Genomic DNA, 18,380 nt, shown 5'->3' on the forward strand with positions numbered 1-18,380 from the left:
GAGGTGCCGGGATCGCCTGTGAGCAGCCCCTTCGGCCGCACGAACGGCGCGAATGTAGCGGAGAGTGAGCAAGTAGTCGCACATTCCGCCGCGCATTCATCCGATCGTGTGAGGATCACCCGCGGGACTGACGTGCCCGGGCCGGACGTACAGTGGCGTGGGCGCCCGACGCGCCTGACAGACCCGACGAGGGGCGGCCTGGACGAGGGGCAGCCTGAGGGAGGCGCTTGCCGTGAGTGAGTTGCGGTTCGTCCACATGGGGTTCGGCGCGGACGCCGTCGAGTACCAGGAGGCCTGGGACGAGCAGCGCCGGGTGCACGCCGCCCGGTTCGCCGACGAGATCCCCGACACGGTCCTGCTCCTCGAACACCCCCCGGTGTACACGGCGGGCCGCCGCACCGAGGACAGCGAGCGCCCGCTCGACGGCACCCCGGTGGTGGACGTGGACCGGGGCGGCAAGATCACCTGGCACGGTCCCGGCCAGCTCGTGGGCTACCCGATCCAGAAGCTGCCCCGCCCGGTCGACGTGATCGCGCACGTACGCCGGCTGGAGGAGGCCCTGATCCGCACCTGCGCGGAGTTCGGTCTGGAGACCACCCGCGTCGAGGGCCGCAGCGGGGTCTGGGTGCTCGGCGACCCGGTCGAGCAGCGCCCCGCGCTCGGCGGCCTCTCCCTGGACTTCGACCCGCGGCTGAACGACGAGGAGTTCGACCCCCGGCTCAACGGCCCGGAGTACGCCCCCTCCAACGCGGGCCAGCGCCGCGAGGACCGCAAGATCGCCGCCATCGGCATCCGCGTCGCCAAGGGCGTCACGATGCACGGCTTCTCCTTCAACGTGAACCCGGACAACCGCTGGTTCGACCGGATCATCCCGTGCGGCATCCGTGACGCCGGCGTGGCCTCGCTGGCCGGCGAGCTGGGCCGGGACGTCACGGTCGACGAGGTGCTGCCGGTGATCGAGCGGCAGCTGCGCGAGGTCATGGAGAGCGCGGAGCCCAAGCCCCGGGTGATCGAGAAGACCGCCGCGGCCTGACCGGGAATTCGGCCTGCGTCCGCGAGGTTTTCCTCACCCGTAGGGCCCAATGAACACGGGCGTACTCTGTGTACGCCGAAGAATCGAAGACTACTTCGCAACAAGCAGGGAGCCGGTCGTGTCCGCAGTCGCACCCGACGGACGCAAGATGCTGCGCCTGGAGGTCCGCAACAGCCAGACCCCCATCGAGCGCAAGCCCGAGTGGATCAAGACCCGGGCGAAAATGGGCCCCGAGTACACGAAGATGCAGAACCTCGTGAAGAGCGAGGGCCTGCACACGGTGTGCCAGGAGGCCGGCTGCCCCAACATCTACGAATGCTGGGAGGACCGCGAGGCCACCTTCCTCATCGGCGGCGACCAGTGCACCCGGCGCTGCGACTTCTGCCAGATCGACACCGGCAAGCCCGAGGCCCTGGACCGCGACGAGCCGCGCCGCGTGGGCGAGTCCGTGGTCACCATGGACCTCAACTACGCCACGATCACCGGCGTCGCCCGCGACGACCTGGAGGACGGCGGCGCCTGGCTGTACGCCGAGACCGTGCGCCAGATCCACGCCCAGACCGCGGGCCGCGAGACGGGTCGCACCAAGGTCGAGCTGCTGGCCCCCGACTTCAACGCGGTGCCCGAGCAGCTCGCCGAGGTCTTCGCCTCCCGCCCCGAGGTCTTCGCGCACAACGTCGAGACGGTCCCGCGCATCTTCAAGCGCATCCGCCCCGGCTTCCGCTACGAGCGCTCGCTGAAGGTCATCACCGAGGCGCGCGACTTCGGCCTGGTCACCAAGTCGAACCTGATCCTCGGCATGGGCGAGACCCGCGAGGAGATCAGCGAGGCGCTGCGCCAGCTGCACGAGGCCGGGTGCGAGCTGGTCACCATCACCCAGTACCTGCGCCCCTCGCTGCGCCACCACCCGGTGGAGCGCTGGGTCAAGCCGCAGGAGTTCGTGGAGCTGAAGGAGGAGGCCGAGCAGATCGGCTTCTCCGGTGTGATGTCCGGCCCGCTGGTCCGCTCGTCGTACCGCGCCGGGCGTCTGTACCAGATGGCGATCGAGAAGCGGGGCGCGTTCGTCGCCAGCCAGGCGGTCTGACGCGCCCCCGGCGCACACCCGTGGCGCCCGAGCGGTGTGAGCAAGCCGTGTGAATTCACGCACAAGTTCCTACTGGCCGGTAATGGCCGAGTCGACGCGGTCCCGGCCGTCCTCCCTGATGAGGGCACCCGCCGGGGCCGCGTCGTCGTACGCGGGGCGCGCACCGGCCCTTCACTGGCGTTTGACCGGCCGGTCACGCCCTGGTAACACCAATCAGTGACCCTGGAATCACGCCCCGTACTCCACCCGCTCCGAGGGGGGACCTCGATCATGCAGGCCGCACCCGTCCGCGCCAACGCCATCCCGTCCCTGAGCGGCGCCCTGCGCGCCGTCGAGTCCCTGCTGATGAACGGCGGTCAGCGCACCGCCCGCCGCAACGCCTGGACGTCGGTCCTGGAGGACCGCCGCCGGGCCAAGGACCGTGTCGAGGCCCAGCAGGTCCTCGACCGCGCCGCCGCCCGTCTCTGACCGTTCCGCGCCCGGGTGTGACGCTTCCGACACCGCCGTCGAGAGTGCGCCCGAGGCCACGTAGACTTCGTGGCATGGCGAGGAAGGAAACCGCGGCGGACGCCGCGAGCGCAGGGCGACTGAAGCAGATCGCTCTCACGTACAAGATGACCCAGAAGGCCGACAAGACGATCGGCCTGGTACTCGCGGCCGTCGGACTCGGCATCTTCGGTGTCCTCCTCGCGATCGGCTTCCTGGTCGGGCATCCGTACTACTTCGGCTTCGCGGGCCTGCTGATCGGCACGCTCGCGGCGGCCGTGGTGTTCGGGCGCCGGGCCGAGCGGGCCGCCTTCGGGCAGATGGAGGGCAAGCCGGGCGCCGCCGCGGCCGTGCTGGACAACGTCGGCCGGGGCTGGACCACCACCCCCGCCGTGGCGATGAACCGCAGCCAGGACGTCGTGCACCGCGCGGTCGGCAAGGCCGGCATCGTGCTCGTCGCGGAGGGCAACCCGAACCGGGTGAAGGGCCTGCTCGCGGCCGAGAAGAAGAAGATGAACCGCATCGTCGCGGACGTGCCCGTGCACGACCTGATCGTGGGCACCGGCGAGGGTCAGGTCGACCTGAAGAAGCTGCGCACGACGATGCTGAAGTACCCGCGCGTCCTGAGCGGCCCGCAGGTGACCGCCACCAACGACCGGCTGCGCGCGCTCGGGGACTTGATGAGCAATATGCCCTTGCCGAAGGGGCCTATGCCCAAGGGCATGCGGATGCCGAAGGGCGGCAGCCCGCGGTCGCGCTGAGCGGCTTCCCGTACCCGTACGAGAGTGGGGCCCGACTGGAGGAATTCCTCCGGCGGGCCCCACTCTCGTGCTGTCCTGGCTCTGGTGCTGTCTCGGCTGTCGTGCTGTCTTGTCGTCGCCGGGCTCAGATGCGGACTTCGACGGTCTTCGCGAGACGGTCGTGCAGGCCGCGGCCGTCGCGGTCCCAGACCAGGGCGGGGACGGCGAGGCAGAGCAGGACGCTGCGGAGCAGGGCGCGCAGCGGGCTGACGACGCCGGTCTCCAAGGCCACCACGCGCAGCCCGAAGAGCCGCTTGCCCGGGGTGAAACCGAGGGTGCCGACCAGCACCGCGCTCATCGCGAAGAAGACGAGCAGCGCCCAGTTGCTGGTGGCGGGGCTGTTGCCGTGGGTGATCAGGCCGTATGCGATCAAGACGCACAGCCCCCAGTCCACGGCGAGCGCGCCGAGCCGCCTGCCGGGCCGGGCGACGGAGTTCGGACCGTCCTCGGGGAGCCCGAGCTGCTCGCCCCGGTACCCGAAGTCCGCGCCCGCCTCTTCCATGGCCGCGCGGGGCCCGGAGAGCCACGATCCCATTGCTTGCCTGTTGTCCACCCGTCCACGGTACTGTGCCGGGTTTTGATCACCGCGTGGAGGGGGGTTCCGGGGCTACGGTGGAGGGGGTGGCCGGTTAACTTCTGCGAAACAAACGAGTCACGCCCGAGAAACCACGCGTCCCTAGTGTCGGAACCAGCGTGTGCCACCGCACTGGCCGCACGAACCGATCTGCCACCCCGACCGGACGGCCGGGAGTAGGAGGAGCTGGATGTTCCAGAACGCCGACGAGGCCAAGAAGTTCATCGCGGACGAGGACGTCAAGTTCGTAGACGTCCGTTTCTGCGACCTGCCGGGCGTCATGCAGCACTTCACGGTGCCCGTCGAGGCGTTCGACCCGGACGAGGAGCTGGCCTTCGACGGCTCGTCGATCCGCGGCTTCCAGGCCATCCACGAGTCCGACATGGCCCTGCGCGCCGACCTGTCGACCGCCCGCGTGGACCCGTTCCGCCGCGACAAGACGCTGAACATCAACTTCTTCATCCACGACCCGATCACGGGCGAGCAGTACTCCCGCGACCCGCGCAACGTGGCGAAGAAGGCCGAGGCGTACCTCGCCTCCACCGGCATCGCGGACACCGCGTACTTCGGCCCCGAGGCGGAGTTCTACGTCTTCGACTCGGTGCGGTTCGCCACCAGCGCGAACGAGGCGTTCTACCACATCGACTCCGAGGCCGGCGCCTGGAACACCGGCGCGGTCGAGAACAACCGCGGCTACAAGGTCCGCTACAAGGGCGGCTACTTCCCGGTGGCCCCGGTGGACCATTTCGCCGACCTGCGCGCGGAGATCTCCCTGGAGCTGGACAAGGCGGGTCTGAAGGTCGAGCGCCAGCACCACGAGGTGGGCACGGCCGGCCAGGCGGAGATCAACTACAAGTTCAACACGCTGCTCGCCGCGGCCGACGACCTCCAGCTCTTCAAGTACATCGTGAAGAACGTCGCCTGGCGCAACGGCAAGACCGCGACCTTCATGCCGAAGCCGATCTTCGGCGACAACGGCTCGGGCATGCACGTCCACCAGTCCCTGTGGACCGGCGGCGACCCGCTCTTCTACGACGAGGCCGGTTACGCGGGCCTGTCGGACACCGCCCGCTACTACATCGGCGGCATCCTCAAGCACGCCCCGTCGCTGCTGGCGTTCACCAACCCCACGGTGAACTCGTACCACCGCCTGGTGCCGGGCTTCGAGGCGCCGATCAACCTGGTGTACTCGCAGCGCAACCGCTCCGCGGCGATGCGTATCCCGATCACGGGCTCCAACCCGAAGGCCAAGCGCGTCGAGTTCCGCGCGCCCGACTCCTCCGGCAACCCCTACCTCGCCTTCTCCGCCCTGCTGCTCGCGGGCCTGGACGGCATCAAGAACAAGATCGAGCCCGCCGAGCCGATCGACAAGGACCTCTACGAGCTGGCCCCCGAGGAGCACGCGGGCGTCGCCCAGGTCCCCACCTCCCTCGGCGCCGTCCTCGACCGCCTGGAGTCCGACCACGACTTCCTCCTCCAGGGCGACGTCTTCACCCCGGACCTCATCGAGACGTGGATCGACTACAAGCGCACGAACGAGATCGCCCCACTGGCGCTGCGCCCGCACCCGCACGAGTTCGAGCTGTACTACGACGTGTGATCGTCGCCGTCTGACCGACGCCCATGGGTGTGCCCCCGTCTCCGGGTCCGGAGCCGGGGGCACACTTTTGTTCGCTGATCAGACCTCGTACCGGCCCACTTCGAGGAAGTGGCGCAGGGCTTCCGGGGTGCCGTCGTCCAGGGCCGCGTTCGCGGCGGCGCGCAGGGCGGGGCTGGTGGTGGGGTCGGCGAGGATGCGGGTGATGGCGACGCGGTCGTCCTCGGCCTGGGCGAGGCGGTAGCCGGTCTCCAGCCAGGCGCGGATCTCGGCGGGGTCGTCGCGGTCGAGCAGCGCGTTGACCTCGCGCTTGACCCGCTTGCCGCTGTCGGGGTCGGCGAGCAGGCCGGTGAGGGCCACCCGGTCGTCCTCGGCCTGGGCCAGCGGGTACCCGGTCTCCAGCCAGGCCCGCATCTCGTCCGCGGTCCCGCTGTCGAGCAGCGCGCCGGCCTCCCGCTGCACGCGCTTGCCGCTGTCGGGGTCGGCCAGGATGCGGACGATCGCCACCCGCAGATCGTCCACGTCCATGTCGTCGTACGGCGACCCGGCGCCGGCGGTCACGGCAGCGGTCGCCGCCGGCGCCGACGCCGTACCGGCCGCGAAGGAGGGCGTCGCGAACAGCAACGCCGGAGCCATCGCTCCGGCGGCCACAGCGAGCGTCACACGGGTCAGCCTCACGGGATCAACCACCTTGAGTCGTCGTCTCGACCGGACACAGCGGGGTGATGATCCCAGGAACAGCGGCGATGATCATTGCCTGAATCATGCAGTCTTCGGGGGACGGCGTTGCCGTCGTCGCCGGGAAGAGAAAAAGGGGCGCGGCAGATGCGGGCGGGGACCGGCGACGCGGAGCGGCTGTTCGAGAACGGCGGCCCGGAGGACTGGCTGGAGTGGGACCGCCGGGTCCGGGTCGAGGAGGGGTGGTACTGGCCGGTCGACCACGAGGCCGGGTGGCAACTCGGTGCCGGGTCGCGGGTGTTGGCCGCGCTGGACTCGGACGAGGCGCTGAGCGACGAAGAGCTCGCGGTCGTGCTCTGCCGTCAGGACGGGCGGATACGGCAGCGGGCGCTGGAGCGGGTCGTAGGGCGGCCCAGGCTGCTCCCGCTGGTGGCGGTGCGGTGTACCGACTGGGCCGGGCCCGTACGGGAGCGGGCGCGGGAGGTGCTCGTCGAGGCGATGGACGCGCATGCCGCCGTACGGCTCGCGCCGTTGATCCTGCGGCTGGCCCACCGGCAGCGGGGGGCCTTCGCCCTCGGGCTGCTCGAACAGGTGCTGCACCGGGAGGGGCCGGGGTCGCTGCTGGCGTCCGGTGACCGTACGGCGCGCCGGTTCGCGTACCGGCTGGCCGTGGAGGGGGGCCGCCTGCCGGCTGCCGAGCTGGCCCGGACCGCCGCCCTCGATGACGACGCGGCCGTACAGGGGCTGTGTGCCGATGCGGCGCTGGCCGCCACCGCGGACGCGGACGTGGTCGACGTCCTGCTCGGCGCCCGCGCTCCCCGCGTCCGGGCCGCCGGGGTCACCGGGCTGCGGCGGCTGGGGCGGCCGGCGCGGGCGGAGGAGTTCCTCGCGGACCGGTCGGCGCTGGTGCGGGCCTGTGCGCGGTACGTCGTACGGCAGCTCGGGGGCGACCCGCTGCCCTGGTACCGGGCGCGGTGTGCCGAGCCCGCACCGCCGCCCGGCGCCGCCATCGGGCTCGCGGAGTGCGGGCAGCGGGCGGACGCCGAGCTGTTGTGGCCGCTCCTCGACCGTCCGGAGGCGCGGGTGCGGGCGCGGGCGGTGGCCGGGTTGCGCGCGCTGGACGTGACGGGCGTGGAGCGGATGCGGCGGTTGCTGGACGATCCCGCGCCCGGCGTCGTCCGCGAGGCCACGCTCGCGCTGCTGCCGTCCGCCGAGGCGCTGCCCGAGGAGTGGCTGCTGCGGCGGCTGGGCGCGGACCGGCCCCGGTCGGAGCGGGTGTCGGCGTGGCGGCTGCTGGACGCGCACGGCGAGCCGGCCCGGCTGCGGGCGGCGGTGGCGCTGCTGGAAGGCGGAGAGGGGGACGTACGGCTGCGGGAGCGGGCCGAGCTGGTCGTACGGCGGGTGCTGCGCTGGGGGACGCGCGACCGGTCGGCGCCGGAGATCGTCGGGCTGCTGGAGCGGGCCCGGCTGCTCCTGGACGCGCCCGCTTGACGACAGGACGCACGGCTTTGCCCGTTCCGGGCCGTATCGCGGCTCCCCCCTGGGCCACCGCGGGTGCACACTGGACAGCACAGGGCGCTGAGTGCGGGGTGATGCGAGATGCGGAGCCGCTTCCGGAGCGACCGGCGGCTGACCGTGCGGATGACGGTCACGCTGTTTCTGCTCGGCCTGCTGTACGTGGGGTTCGTGGCCGCGCTGATCGTGCTGCTGAAGTCGTGGCTGCTGGTCGTGGTGCTGGTGGGTGCGCTGTTCGTGGCGCAGTTCTGGTTCTCCGACAAGATCGCGATGTTCGCGATGCGCGGGCGGGTCGTGGAGCCGGAGGAGTATCCCGAGCTGCACGCGGTGGTGGACCGGCTGTGCGCGATGGCCGACATGCCGAAGCCTGTCGTGGCCGTGTCGTCCATGGACATGCCCAACGCGTTCGCGACCGGGCGGAACCCGGATCACGCGGTGGTCTGTGTGACCACCGGCCTGCTACGGCGTCTGGAGCCCGCCGAGCTGGAGGGTGTGCTCGCGCACGAGCTGTCGCACGTGGCGCACAAGGACGTCGCCGTGATCACGGTGGCGTCGTTCCTCGGGGTGCTCGCGGGGCTGATCGTCCGGTTCGCGTTCTACTCGTCGCTGTTCAGCTCGGGCCGCCGGGACCAGAACACCGCGGCCGTGTTCGCGGCGATCATCGGGGTGTCGATCGCCGTGTATGCGATCAGCTTCCTGCTGATCCGCGCGCTGTCCCGCTACCGCGAGCTGGCCGCCGACCGCGCGGCCGCGCAGCTGACCGGCCGCCCCTCGGCGCTGGCGGCGGCGCTGACCAAGGTCTCCGGGGACATCGCCCGTATCCCGACGAAGGATCTGCGGACGGCGCAGGCGTTCAACGCGTTCTACTTCACCCCGGCGACCGGCAAGGAGCCCGGCGTCGAGCGGTTCTTCTCCACCCACCCGACGCTGGAACAGCGGCTGGAGCAGCTGGGCCGGATCTCGGCGGAGCTGGGCGAGGCGCAGGCCCCCGAGTCGGCGGCCTGAGCATGGGGCTGCTGGACATCCTCCTGGGGCGTACGAAGCCGGTGCCGCCGGATCTGGACCGGCTGTTCGGGCTGCCGTCGGCGGCGGTGACGCTGGAGGTGGTCTCCGGGTTCACGCCGACCGGCACCGGCGCGGTGTGCTTCGCGACGGTCGAGGGGGCGGCCTTCGAGCAGACCCACCGCGAGGTGCGGGCGCTGCTCGACGCGGACACCGACCGCACCGGGCCCCGGGTGGAGCTGGTCCAGGACGCCTATGGCTACTCCTGGCTCGTCTCCCGCCGCACCCCCGGCCAGCTCCCCGAACTGGTCAACGACCTGCACGCGGTCAACAGCTCCATGGAGGTCAACGGCTTCGGCCCGCAGCTGCTGTGCTCCCTGGTCACCTTCACCCGCGACAACCCCGCCGACGACCGCTCCCTCGCCCTCGTCTACCTCTACAAACGCGGCAGCTTCTACCCCCTGTGCACCCACGCGGGGCGCGAATCCCGCGACAACGCGATGGAACTCCAGCTGGCGTCGGCGCTGGAGGACGACCTGCGGATGGAGCCGGACAAGTCGCGGTGGTTCCCGTTGTGGGACGCGCCGGGGATGAAGGGGTGAGGGGGCGAGGGACGCCGGGTGCCGGGTGCCGGGTGCGGGTGCCGTCGCGCCGTCCGTGTTCAGCCGGTGTGGTCCACGAGGGCATCGACGATCTCGGGCCACAGCTCGCGCGGGCGGTCGTGTCCCATGTCGGGAACGAGGAGGAGCCTGGCGCCGGGCACCAGCTCGGCGGTGCGCCGCCCACCGCTGACGTCGATCAGCGTGTCGTCGAGACCGTGCATCACCAGAGTCGGCACGCGGAGCTCGCGGAGCGCGTCCGCGCGTGAGCCGCTGAGGATCATCGCGCCGAGCTGCCGCCCGGCTCCGGCGGGGTAGTGGGCGCGGTCGTAGCTCCGGGCGGCGAGTTCGCGCAGTGCGGCGGGATCGCCGTAGCGCCTGGACGCCCACACCAGTTCCCGTTCCGCCGCCGCGATGTACTCCTCGCGGCTTTGCGGCTTGGGGCCGAACAGCACGGCCTGGGCCTCGGGGCTCGGCCGGCCGTACTCGCTCTCGCCGGTCGAGGACATCATCGACGTCAGCGTCAGCACCCGCTCCGGCCGGGTGAGGGCCATCGTCTGGGCGATCATTCCGCCCATCGACGCTCCGACGACGTGCGCGCGCTCGATGCCGAGCGCGGTGAGCAGGCCCAGGCCGTCGTCGGCCATGTCCCGCAGCCGGTAGGGGACCATCGCGAGGGCGGAGGCGATGTCTCCCGAGCCGGCGGCGGCGATGAACTCGCCCATGTCCACGGGGTGGTCGTCGAACGTGGTGGACAGCCCGCTGTCCCGGTTGTCGTACCGGATCACATGGCGGCCGCGCTCCGCCAGCGCGCGGCAGAAGTCCTCGTGCCAGGCGATCATCTGGGCGCCGAAGCCCGTCACCAGCAGGACGGGCGGGTCACCGGGGTCGCCGAAGCTGTCGTAGGCGAGGGACACTTCGGGCGACACGGCGGCAATCGGCATACGTGGATCTTGCCAGGCCGGCGCGGGAGGGCGCACTCGGATTGCCGGAGCGGGGTGGACCGGGGTGTGAGTGAATGGCCCGCATGCGCGAACTCTCCCTCGGCCAAGAGGAATTCACCTTCGCCTGCGACGGCGAGCGGCTCAGTGTCGTACGTGTGGGAGCGGCGCCGGGACGGGCCACCGTGGTTCTGTTGCACGGTGCGGGCGCCGGGAGCAAGGCCAGGCTTCTGCCGGCGGCGGCGGAGTTCGCCGCGCGTGGCTGTCATGCGCTGGCCTGCGACTTCTCCGGGCACGGCGACAGTACGGGCGCGCTCGCGGAGCTGAGCCTGCGGCGGCGGTACGAGCAGGCGGTCGCGGTGATCGACGCCCATGCCCCGGCGGACGCGCCGCTGATCCTCGTCGGCTTCAGCATGAGCGGACAGACGGTGGCGGATCTCGTACGGCACTACGGCCCCCGAGTCGCCGCGCTCGCCCTGGGCGCCCCGGCGGTGTACGCGCCGGCCGCCTGGGACGTGCCCTTCGGTACGGGGGACGGCCGGTTCACCGAGATCCTCCGCACGCCGGACAGCTGGCGCGACTCCCCCGCGCTCGCGGCGCTGCGGGCGTACGAGGGGCGGTCGGTGCTGGTGGTGCCGGGGACGGACGCGGTGATCCCGGGGGCGGTGACGGAGGCGGTGCAGGACGCGCTGGCGGCGCGGTCGCAGTACACGCGGCTCGAACTGCCGGACGCGGACCACAGCTTGGGGCTGTGGTTCCGCGATCACCCGGAGGACTGCGGGGAGTTGGCGGAACTTCTGCTGGGCGGACTGGAGGAGCGGGGCTGGTCGGCGACCCGGAGGTGGGTGGGTGAGCGGCTTCCGAAGGGGCGGGTGGTCGTGGACTCCCGTACGCTGCAAGGCGGTTGGTCCTCGCAGATGCGCGTGCTCGGGCTGGACGACGGTACGGAACTCGTCCAGCGGTCCTTCGTGAAGCCCTTCTTCCGGCGGGTGGCTCCGGCACTGCTGTCACGAGAGGCGGCCGTACTGGAGCTGCTGGCGGGCGAGCCGGGCATCCCGGCGCCGGGTCTGGTCGCCGTGGACGCCTCCGGTCAACACTGCGACCACCCCTCCCTGTTGATGACCAAGCTGCCCGGCCGGCTCCGGGTGGACGCACCCGATCCCGCCGTACTGGACCTGCTCGCCGCGCAGTTGGTACGTATCCACGCGGTCGCACCGGAGCACCGCCCGCGCGTGTACGAGGCGTGGACCTGGCCGGAGCGGGTGCGGGCGGCGGTGTCCGGCGGGGTGTGGGACCGGGCGGTGGAGCTGATCGACCGCGAACCGCCGTCGTACCGGGGCCGTTTCCTGCACCGGGACTACCACCCCGGGAACGTCCTGTTCACCGGCGAAGGCCAGGACCCGCACGTCAGCGGGGTCGTGGACTGGGTGGAGACCTCCTGGGGCCCCGCCGACCTGGACGTCGCCCACTGCTCGACGGCACTGGCGCTGCTGCACGGCCCGGAACACGGCCTGGCCTTCCGGGCGCGGTACGAACGCCAGGGCGGCCACGGCCTCCTGACCGGGCCCGACCATCTGTACTGGCGCCTGCTCGACGCGCTCGCGTACGTCCCCGACGCGTCGAAACTGGCCGAGCCGTGGCGCGAGTTGGGGCGGACGGACCTGACGCCCGAGGTGCTGAGCGCCCGGCTGGAAGCGTATGTGGGCGCGCTGCTGGGCTGAAGGGGCGGCGGCCGGCGTGAGGCAAGGTGGGCACCATGTCTCACGCTCACAACACCCGGCCCCTGCGCCACATCGCCCCGCTCACGGCACTCTGCCCTCCCCCGCCGGGCGGCGGCCGGAACGTGGAATGGCCCGACGTGGAAGGGACGTTGGGCGTCCCCCTCCCCGCCGACTACAAGCAGCTCGTACGGACCTACGGCGGGGGCCTCTTCGGCGACCTCATCCGGCTCCTGGAACCCGGCTGCCCGGACGCGATGTACGACCTGGTCGCCCAGACCCCGGACCGCGAGGAGATCCTCGGCGCTCTCTGGGCGGCGGGCGAGATGCGGCCGCCGGAGCTGGACGAGGACGGCGCCCGGCTGGTGCCGTGGGGATACGTGGAGGGCGCGGGCCACTTCCTCTACTGGCTGGTCCGCGCCGGCACCGCCCCGGACGACTGGACCGTCGTCCTCAACGAGGGACGCGGGCCCCTGTGGGAGTTCCACCCGGTGCCGTGCAGCGAGTTCCTGCTGGAGGTACTCACCGGTACGGTCCCCTCGCCCTACTTCACCGACGTGGACGACATCGTCGCCCCCGAGGACAGGACGCGCTTCATCCCCAACGCGGAGATCCTGAACGGGTGAAGAGGGGGCGGCGCCAAAGCCTCGCCCCCTCCCCCGCCCCTCACCGCATCAGCGCCCGCACCATCCGGCAGGTCGTCGCGGACGGCGGGTGGACGCCCAGCTTCTCGGCCGTGCGGCGGATGGTCGCGTCGCGGGCCTGGGTCGGCCGGTAGATCCCGGAGTCGAGCAGGGCTATGGCCAGGCGCATGGCCTTCAGCCGCCGGTTGTGCGTGACGTACCACTCACGCGGCTGCCCGGCCGGCAGCGGACGCTTCGCCACCGGCACATACGGCGAGTCGAGCGGCACGGCGCGCTTCGCGGTGGACTGGGTGGGCTCGTTCTTCAAAACAGCGGCAGCGGGCACGGGCATCCTCCTGTCGCGAGCAGAGCACCCACCGGAAACCCCGGCACGCACTCTCGAACACTGCCCCCATTCTACTGCGGGGGACTGACAATCAGGAGCGCGCCGAACAGCCGAAATAACCGCATGAGCAGGGGATTTACCCCTCCGTCACGCCGGCACCGCACACCACTCACGAGACGCGAGAAAATCGAACAAACTCAGCGCGGGAGGCCGCCGGGTACGGCCGCGTACCGTGGCCCCCATGGAGATCTGGATCAACCCGAGCTGTTCCAAGTGCCGTAGCGCGCTCGACGTGCTGGATGCCGAGAACGCCGGGTACACCGTGCGGCGGTATCTGGAGGACGCGCCCGGTGAGGCGGAGATTCGGGAGGTGTTGGGGCGGCTGGGGCTGGAGCCGTGGGACATCACGCGGACGCAGGAGGCGGAGGCGAAGGAGCTGGGGGTCGGGGAGTGGGCGCGGGACGCGGGGGCGCGGGAGCGGTGGGTGGCGGCGCTCGCGGCGCATCCCCGGCTGATCCAGCGGCCGATCATCACCGCGGACGACGGGACCGCGCTGGTGGGGCGTACCGAGGAGGCCGTACGGGAGGCGGTGCGGCGGAGTGCGGGTGACCCGGCGCGGGGTGGCCCGGGCGCGTAGGTGACAGCTTCAACTCAGGTGTGACACAGGTTACTTGGACGAGATCGGTAACCACTGAGTAACGGCGCCCGGGCGCCCGTACATAGCGGCGTACGCTCCCCTACCTCGCAGGAGGCGCGGATGTCGCGCAGGAGACTCGACACCAAGAAGAAGATCGCGCTGCTCGTCAGTGCAGCGGCGGTGGCGGGTGGTGGTGCCTTCGCGCTCGCCACCACCTCCAATGCCGCGCAGGCGCCGAAGGACGCCAAGACTCTGTCGTCGGCGGCGGATTCGACCGTCTGCCAGGGCTTCGCCACGGCGCTCGGCAACAACCAGAAGTTCATCGCCGACCAGAAGGCGAACCCGGACGCGCAGTCCAACGCCCGGATCGCCAACCGTGAGGCGGTCATCGAGCAGATCAAGGTCCAGCAGAAGGCTGCCGGATGCACCGTTGGGGAGTCGGCTCAGGGCTCCCAGGCGGCGCAGGGCGACCAGCAGGGCAACGCTCAGCAGGGCAACCAGCAGGCCGGCGGCGGCCAGCAGGCGGGCGGCGGGGCACAGCAGAGCGCCGCCCCGCCCGCGCAGAACGGCGGCGGCAACGCCGGCGGCGCGGCCTCCGGCCAGCAGGTCTGCAACGGCTCCACCGTCACGCTCTCGGGCGAGGGCGGCGCCCCGGCCGCGTCCAGCAACCAGTTCCCGGCGGGTACGACGCTCAAGGTCACCAACCTGGACAACAACAAGTCGACCACCGTCAAGGTCACCTCGGTGTCCGGCAGTTGTGTGCTGCTCAACAACGCGGCGTTCGAACAGGTGCGGGAGCCGGGCAAGTTCCTCATCCGCCGTGCCGTGATCGAGAAGGTGGGATAACCCTCACCCGACCGACAGGAACGCGGTGAGGCGACGCGTCGCCCCGGCCGGTCCCGCGTGCGGCAGCGCGTGGTGGGAGACATCCGCCAGTACGGCCGTCTCCCCGCGCGGCAGCACCGCACCGGCCCGCGCGACCAGCCTCTCCGCGTCATGGGTCCTGCTGTTCGCGGCCACGAGCAGCAGGACCGGCTTGTCCAGGGACCGCAGTCCGGCCGCCGTCGGACGCGGCCCCGTCACCGGTCTCGTGGCCGCAAACCCCGCCGCCGCCTCCTGAAGGCGCAGCCAGTCGGGGTCCAGGTCCGCTCCCCCGGTCTCCCACGCGAGGAACGCGCGCACCCTGCGGGGTGTGGGCCGCAGCAGCATCGGCAGGGCGTGGAGCAGGTACGCCGCCTTGTACCCGGCGAAACACTGGGTCGGGTCCAGGAGGAACAGGCGGCGCACCCGCTCCGGCCTGCGCAGGGCGTAATCCAGGGCGATCCATCCGCCGTACGAGTGACCGCCCACGTCGGCGGCCGGCGCTCCGAGCCCGTCCAGCAGCGCGTCCAGCCAGACGGTCAGGTCCTCGGGCGTACGGAGCGGGTGACCGTCGTCGGGGACGCTCAGGCCGGGGGCGCCGATCAGGTCGGGGGCGTAGACACGGTGCGTGGAGGCGAGGGCGGCGGCCTGGGCGTACCAGGAGACCGAGGTCGCTCCGCCGCCGCCCGGGAGCAGGAGCAGCGGGGGTGCCTCGCGCGGCCCGCAGGCGTTGACGCGGGTGACGCCGAAGGGGGTGGCCACCGTCAGGGCCTCGCGGTCGGCGGGCCACTTCGCCAGCACCTTGTCGTAGGCGGTCCGGAAGGCGTCGCCGTCGTACGTGCCCCTCCGCGTCCGTGCCATCACGCAGCCCCTATCATCTCGTTGAGCGAGATACTCGTCGAGCGAGACGATAGCCCCGGAGGCGCCCCATGCCCACCCCTTCAGGCCCGGCGAACGGCCCCGAGCTGGAGACCGTGCATCTGCTGCGCGCCGCCTCCGTCGAACTCGCCCTGCACAGCGCCCGGTTCGCACAGCTCAACGGGCTGCACCCCACGGACGTACGCGCCCTGATCGCGCTCATGGACGCCCGGCGCGCCGGCGAGGAGACCACCGCCGGGCGGCTCGGGGCGGCCCTGGGGCTCAACTCGGCGGGCACCACCGCGCTCGTCGACCGGCTGGAGCGGGCCGGTCTCGTACGGCGGGTACGGGGCGAGGGCGACCGGCGCCGGGTCGTGATCGAGGCCGAGGAGCGCGCGGTGGCACTGGGGTGGGACTACTTCGGCCCGCTGATCGAGCGCTCCGCCGAGCTGCTGCGCGGGTACGACGAAGGGCAGCGGGCCGCGATCCAGGGCTTCCTGGCGGGGGTCCGGGACGCGGCGGCCGCGGAGCGGGAGTGACCCGCCCGTCCCCGCCATCCCGCCCAACTCCCCCCACAAGGTGAGCCACACCACAAAAGGCGCCAGGTAACACGGGGTTCACACAAGGGCAACGGACGGGAAATCGCCTGTTGGCAGTCTGCCCGCAGACCGACCCACCCCCGGAGGAAGTGGCCCCGTGACCTTCAAGGCTGAGTACATCTGGATCGACGGCACCGAGCCGACGGCCAAGCTGCGTTCCAAGACGAAGATCATCGCGGGTGCTCCGGCCGGTCTCGACGCGCTGCCGATCTGGGGCTTCGACGGCTCCTCCACGAACCAGGCCGAGGGCCACGCCTCGGACCGCGTGCTCAAGCCGGTCTTCACCTGCCCGGACCCGATCCGCGGCGGCGACGACATCCTCGTGCTGTGCGAGGTCCTCGACATCGACATGACGCCGCACGCGTCCAACACCCGTGCCGCGCTGGCCGAGACCGAGGCGCGCTTCGGCGCCCAGGAGCCGATCTTCGGCATCGAGCAGGAGTACACCTTCTTCGACGGCGCCCGTCCGCTCGGCTTCCCGGAGAACGGCTTCCCGGCCCCCCAGGGCGGCTACTACTGCGGTGTCGGCGCCGACGAGATCTTCGGCCGTGACATCGTCGAGGCCCACCTGGAGAACTGCCTCAAGGCCGGTCTCGGCATCTCCGGCATCAACGCCGAGGTCATGCCGGGCCAGTGGGAGTTCCAGGTCGGCCCGCTCGCCCCGCTGGAGGTCTCCGACCAGCTGTGGGTCGCCCGCTGGCTGCTCTACCGCACCGCCGAGGACTTCGGCGTCTCCGCCACCCTGGACCCCAAGCCGGTCAAGGGCGACTGGAACGGCGCGGGCGCGCACACCAACTTCTCCACCAAGGCCATGCGCGAGGGCTACGACGCGATCATCACCGCGTGCGAGTCGCTCGGCGAGGGCTCCAAGCCGCTGGACCACGTCAAGAACTACGGCGCCGGCATCGACGACCGCCTCACCGGTCTGCACGAGACCGCCCCGTGGAACGAGTACAGCTACGGCGTCTCCGACCGCGGTGCCTCGGTCCGCATCCCGTGGCAGGTCGAGAAGGACGGCAAGGGCTACATCGAGGACCGCCGCCCCAACGCCAACGTCGACCCGTACGTGGTGACCCGCCTCCTGGTGGACACCTGCTGCTCCGCCCTGGAGAAGGCCGGCCAGGTCTGATCCACCCGCATCACCACCCCGGACGGGCGCCCGCTGTCACAGCGGGCGCCCGTCCGCGCGTCGATGGGCGCCCGTCCGCGCGGCCCGGACACGGAGCGCCGTCGGCCACCCGGCCGTCCAAGGACTGAGACGCGATCCGGAGCGCGCCCCCGTCCCCCAGCGGCGTTTCCCCGCCTCACCCCAGGTGAACGGTGGCCGATTCCGGCCAGGCGGGCGTCCGGCCAGTGAGAGACGCCTCCTGTCCGGCGCCCGATTCTGCTTCAATGGGCACATGGCCAGCTTCCAGCAGAACACCGCGACGGGTCGCCATGACCTCGAGCCGTTCTGGCCGTCCCGTCAGCACGACGACTTCGACCGGGTGTGTTGCCGCGCGAGCAGCGCGCGGGCCTTCTGAAGCCGTAACCCCGGCCTCCAGGCACCCGCGCGGTACGACGAACGTCCCGAGGCGCGCCCGACCACGAATCGCGGCCGTCGCCCTGTCCGACGCACTCCTCGCGCGAAAGAGCTGACCTCTCATGGCGACCCATCGTCCTCAGTCCACCGCCACCCCTCTCGCCGCCCCCGTGGCCCCCGCCCAGCCGCCCCGCACCGCCCCGCTCCCCGCCGGCGGCGCCCGGCACCGGCTGCGGTCCGTCGACCGGGACGAGGCATGGGCCCCGGCCCACCCGGCCGGCGCCGAGCAGCCGGGGACCACCGTCGCGGATCTGCTGCCGCCGGGGGCCACCTGGCTGCCCGCCCCGCCGCACACCCTGCCCGACCTCCCCGGCCGCCCCCCGATGGTCGGCTACCTGGTGCTTGTGCCGGCCGACCAGCGCCCCCCGTTCGCCCCGGTCGCGGTCCCCGACCGGCCCGCCGCCGCCGAGAGCGGCGCCCCGCTGGTACGGATCGACTCCGCACGCCGTACCGCCTCCGTGGAGGGCCGCGAACTCGACCTGACCTACCTGGAGTTCGAGCTGCTGGCCCACCTGGTGGCGCACCCGCACCGGGTGCACACTCGCGACCAGCTGGTCACCACCGTGTGGGGGTACGGCCATGTCGGCGACGGCCGCACCGTCGACGTGCACATCGCCCGGGTCCGCCGCAAGCTGGGCATTCACCGGCACACCATCCAGACGGTGCGCCGCGTCGGCTACAAGTACATTCCGCCGACGGTGAGCTGAGCGGGGGCCGAGCGGGAGAAAATTTCAACTCCCGCTGCTCAGAGGGCATTTCATGGCCCCACTCGGGGTAGTTCTCTGAATTGTTTGTGAGAAGGCTGAACACCTCTGAGGCGGCGTCCGTATGGATGGACGCCGCTTCA

General features: G+C 71.7%; 21 protein-coding genes. 16 read left to right on the top strand and 5 right to left on the bottom strand.

Going from position 1 to position 18,380, the window contains the following annotated elements:
* Positions 1-232: 232 nt before the first annotated feature.
* The 4 genes from lipB to AB0898_RS19075 all read left to right on the top strand — a co-directional run bounded on the left by lipB (position 233) and on the right by AB0898_RS19075 (position 3,364).
* A complete protein-coding gene (lipB, locus tag AB0898_RS19060) occupies positions 233-1,033 on the top strand; it encodes a lipoyl(octanoyl) transferase LipB (protein ID WP_366804106.1) in 801 nt (266 codons plus the stop codon).
* A 118-nt stretch (positions 1,034-1,151) separates the two neighbouring features.
* Positions 1,152-2,117, top strand: a complete 966-nt coding sequence (lipA, locus tag AB0898_RS19065; RefSeq protein WP_366804107.1) for a lipoyl synthase — start codon at positions 1,152-1,154, stop codon at positions 2,115-2,117.
* Positions 2,118-2,387: 270 nt separating this feature from the next.
* Positions 2,388-2,585, top strand: coding sequence for a hypothetical protein (locus tag AB0898_RS19070; protein ID WP_161179873.1), 198 nt, complete (start codon positions 2,388-2,390; stop codon positions 2,583-2,585).
* 74 nt (positions 2,586-2,659) lie between these two features.
* A complete protein-coding gene (locus AB0898_RS19075) occupies positions 2,660-3,364 on the top strand; it encodes a DUF4191 domain-containing protein (RefSeq protein WP_366804108.1) in 705 nt (234 codons plus the stop codon).
* Positions 3,365-3,488: 124 nt separating this feature from the next.
* Here AB0898_RS19075 and AB0898_RS19080 read toward each other — a convergent pair whose 3' ends face one another.
* On the bottom strand, positions 3,489-3,956 hold the full coding sequence (locus tag AB0898_RS19080) for an RDD family protein (protein WP_366804109.1): 468 nt from the start codon (positions 3,954-3,956) through the stop codon (positions 3,489-3,491).
* A gap of 211 nt (positions 3,957-4,167) precedes the next feature.
* On the opposite strand from AB0898_RS19080, the gene glnA reads away from it, so the two are divergent.
* Positions 4,168-5,577, top strand: coding sequence for a type I glutamate--ammonia ligase (gene glnA, locus AB0898_RS19085; RefSeq protein WP_366804110.1), 1,410 nt, complete (start codon positions 4,168-4,170; stop codon positions 5,575-5,577).
* Between the two features lie 78 nt (positions 5,578-5,655).
* Here the strand turns inward: glnA and AB0898_RS19090 are convergent, their stop codons facing one another.
* Positions 5,656-6,252 (bottom strand): ALF repeat-containing protein, encoded by a 597-nt coding sequence (locus AB0898_RS19090; protein ID WP_366804111.1) that lies wholly within the window; start codon positions 6,250-6,252, stop codon positions 5,656-5,658.
* Positions 6,253-6,399: 147 nt separating this feature from the next.
* Here AB0898_RS19090 and AB0898_RS19095 point away from each other — a divergent pair, with 147 nt between their 5' ends.
* The 3 genes from AB0898_RS19095 (at position 6,400) to pspAB (ending at position 9,371) form a co-directional block, all read left to right on the top strand.
* Positions 6,400-7,743: a hypothetical protein gene (locus AB0898_RS19095; RefSeq protein ID WP_366804112.1), complete on the top strand. Its 1,344-nt coding sequence runs from the start codon at positions 6,400-6,402 to the stop codon at positions 7,741-7,743.
* 108 nt (positions 7,744-7,851) lie between these two features.
* Complete coding sequence (gene htpX / locus AB0898_RS19100; protein WP_366804113.1) at positions 7,852-8,772, top strand: zinc metalloprotease HtpX; 921 nt, start codon at positions 7,852-7,854, stop codon at positions 8,770-8,772.
* A 2-nt stretch (positions 8,773-8,774) separates the two neighbouring features.
* Positions 8,775-9,371: a PspA-associated protein PspAB gene (pspAB, locus tag AB0898_RS19105; RefSeq protein ID WP_366804114.1), complete on the top strand. Its 597-nt coding sequence runs from the start codon at positions 8,775-8,777 to the stop codon at positions 9,369-9,371.
* A 59-nt stretch (positions 9,372-9,430) separates the two neighbouring features.
* On the opposite strand, the gene AB0898_RS19110 is transcribed toward pspAB, so the two are convergent.
* Complete coding sequence (locus AB0898_RS19110; RefSeq protein ID WP_366804115.1) at positions 9,431-10,312, bottom strand: alpha/beta hydrolase; 882 nt, start codon at positions 10,310-10,312, stop codon at positions 9,431-9,433.
* An 83-nt stretch (positions 10,313-10,395) separates the two neighbouring features.
* Here AB0898_RS19110 and AB0898_RS19115 point away from each other — a divergent pair, with 83 nt between their 5' ends.
* The gene (locus tag AB0898_RS19115) at positions 10,396-12,030 is read left to right on the top strand and encodes an alpha/beta fold hydrolase (RefSeq protein WP_366804116.1); all 1,635 of its coding nucleotides are present in this window, start codon (positions 10,396-10,398) and stop codon (positions 12,028-12,030) included.
* Positions 12,031-12,065: 35 nt separating this feature from the next.
* Positions 12,066-12,653: a hypothetical protein gene (locus AB0898_RS19120; protein WP_366804117.1), complete on the top strand. Its 588-nt coding sequence runs from the start codon at positions 12,066-12,068 to the stop codon at positions 12,651-12,653.
* A gap of 40 nt (positions 12,654-12,693) precedes the next feature.
* On the opposite strand, the gene AB0898_RS19125 is transcribed toward AB0898_RS19120, so the two are convergent.
* Positions 12,694-12,996: a hypothetical protein gene (locus tag AB0898_RS19125; protein ID WP_366804118.1), complete on the bottom strand. Its 303-nt coding sequence runs from the start codon at positions 12,994-12,996 to the stop codon at positions 12,694-12,696.
* A gap of 241 nt (positions 12,997-13,237) precedes the next feature.
* On the opposite strand from AB0898_RS19125, the gene AB0898_RS19130 reads away from it, so the two are divergent.
* Both AB0898_RS19130 and AB0898_RS19135 read left to right on the top strand, forming a co-directional pair.
* Positions 13,238-13,633: an ArsC/Spx/MgsR family protein gene (locus AB0898_RS19130; protein ID WP_366804119.1), complete on the top strand. Its 396-nt coding sequence runs from the start codon at positions 13,238-13,240 to the stop codon at positions 13,631-13,633.
* A 120-nt stretch (positions 13,634-13,753) separates the two neighbouring features.
* Entirely contained in the window at positions 13,754-14,479 is a 726-nt protein-coding gene (locus AB0898_RS19135; RefSeq protein ID WP_366804120.1) for a hypothetical protein, read from the top strand.
* A gap of 3 nt (positions 14,480-14,482) precedes the next feature.
* Here the strand turns inward: AB0898_RS19135 and AB0898_RS19140 are convergent, their stop codons facing one another.
* On the bottom strand, positions 14,483-15,355 hold the full coding sequence (locus tag AB0898_RS19140; RefSeq protein WP_366804121.1) for an alpha/beta hydrolase: 873 nt from the start codon (positions 15,353-15,355) through the stop codon (positions 14,483-14,485).
* 68 nt (positions 15,356-15,423) lie between these two features.
* Here AB0898_RS19140 and AB0898_RS19145 point away from each other — a divergent pair, with 68 nt between their 5' ends.
* The 4 genes from AB0898_RS19145 (at position 15,424) to AB0898_RS19160 (ending at position 18,240) form a co-directional block, all read left to right on the top strand.
* A complete protein-coding gene (locus tag AB0898_RS19145; RefSeq protein ID WP_366804122.1) occupies positions 15,424-15,891 on the top strand; it encodes a helix-turn-helix domain-containing protein in 468 nt (155 codons plus the stop codon).
* A 157-nt stretch (positions 15,892-16,048) separates the two neighbouring features.
* Entirely contained in the window at positions 16,049-17,080 is a 1,032-nt protein-coding gene (gene glnII / locus AB0898_RS19150; protein ID WP_366804123.1) for a glutamine synthetase, read from the top strand.
* A gap of 271 nt (positions 17,081-17,351) precedes the next feature.
* On the top strand, positions 17,352-17,474 hold the full coding sequence (locus AB0898_RS19155; protein WP_267880469.1) for a hypothetical protein: 123 nt from the start codon (positions 17,352-17,354) through the stop codon (positions 17,472-17,474).
* Between the two features lie 121 nt (positions 17,475-17,595).
* Positions 17,596-18,240, top strand: a complete 645-nt coding sequence (locus AB0898_RS19160; RefSeq protein ID WP_366804124.1) for a winged helix-turn-helix domain-containing protein — start codon at positions 17,596-17,598, stop codon at positions 18,238-18,240.
* Positions 18,241-18,380 lie beyond the last annotated feature (140 nt).

Origin of the sequence: Streptomyces sp. NPDC005435 (genome assembly GCF_040703155.1) — a bacterium.
Lineage (GTDB): Bacteria > Actinomycetota > Actinomycetes > Streptomycetales > Streptomycetaceae > Streptomyces.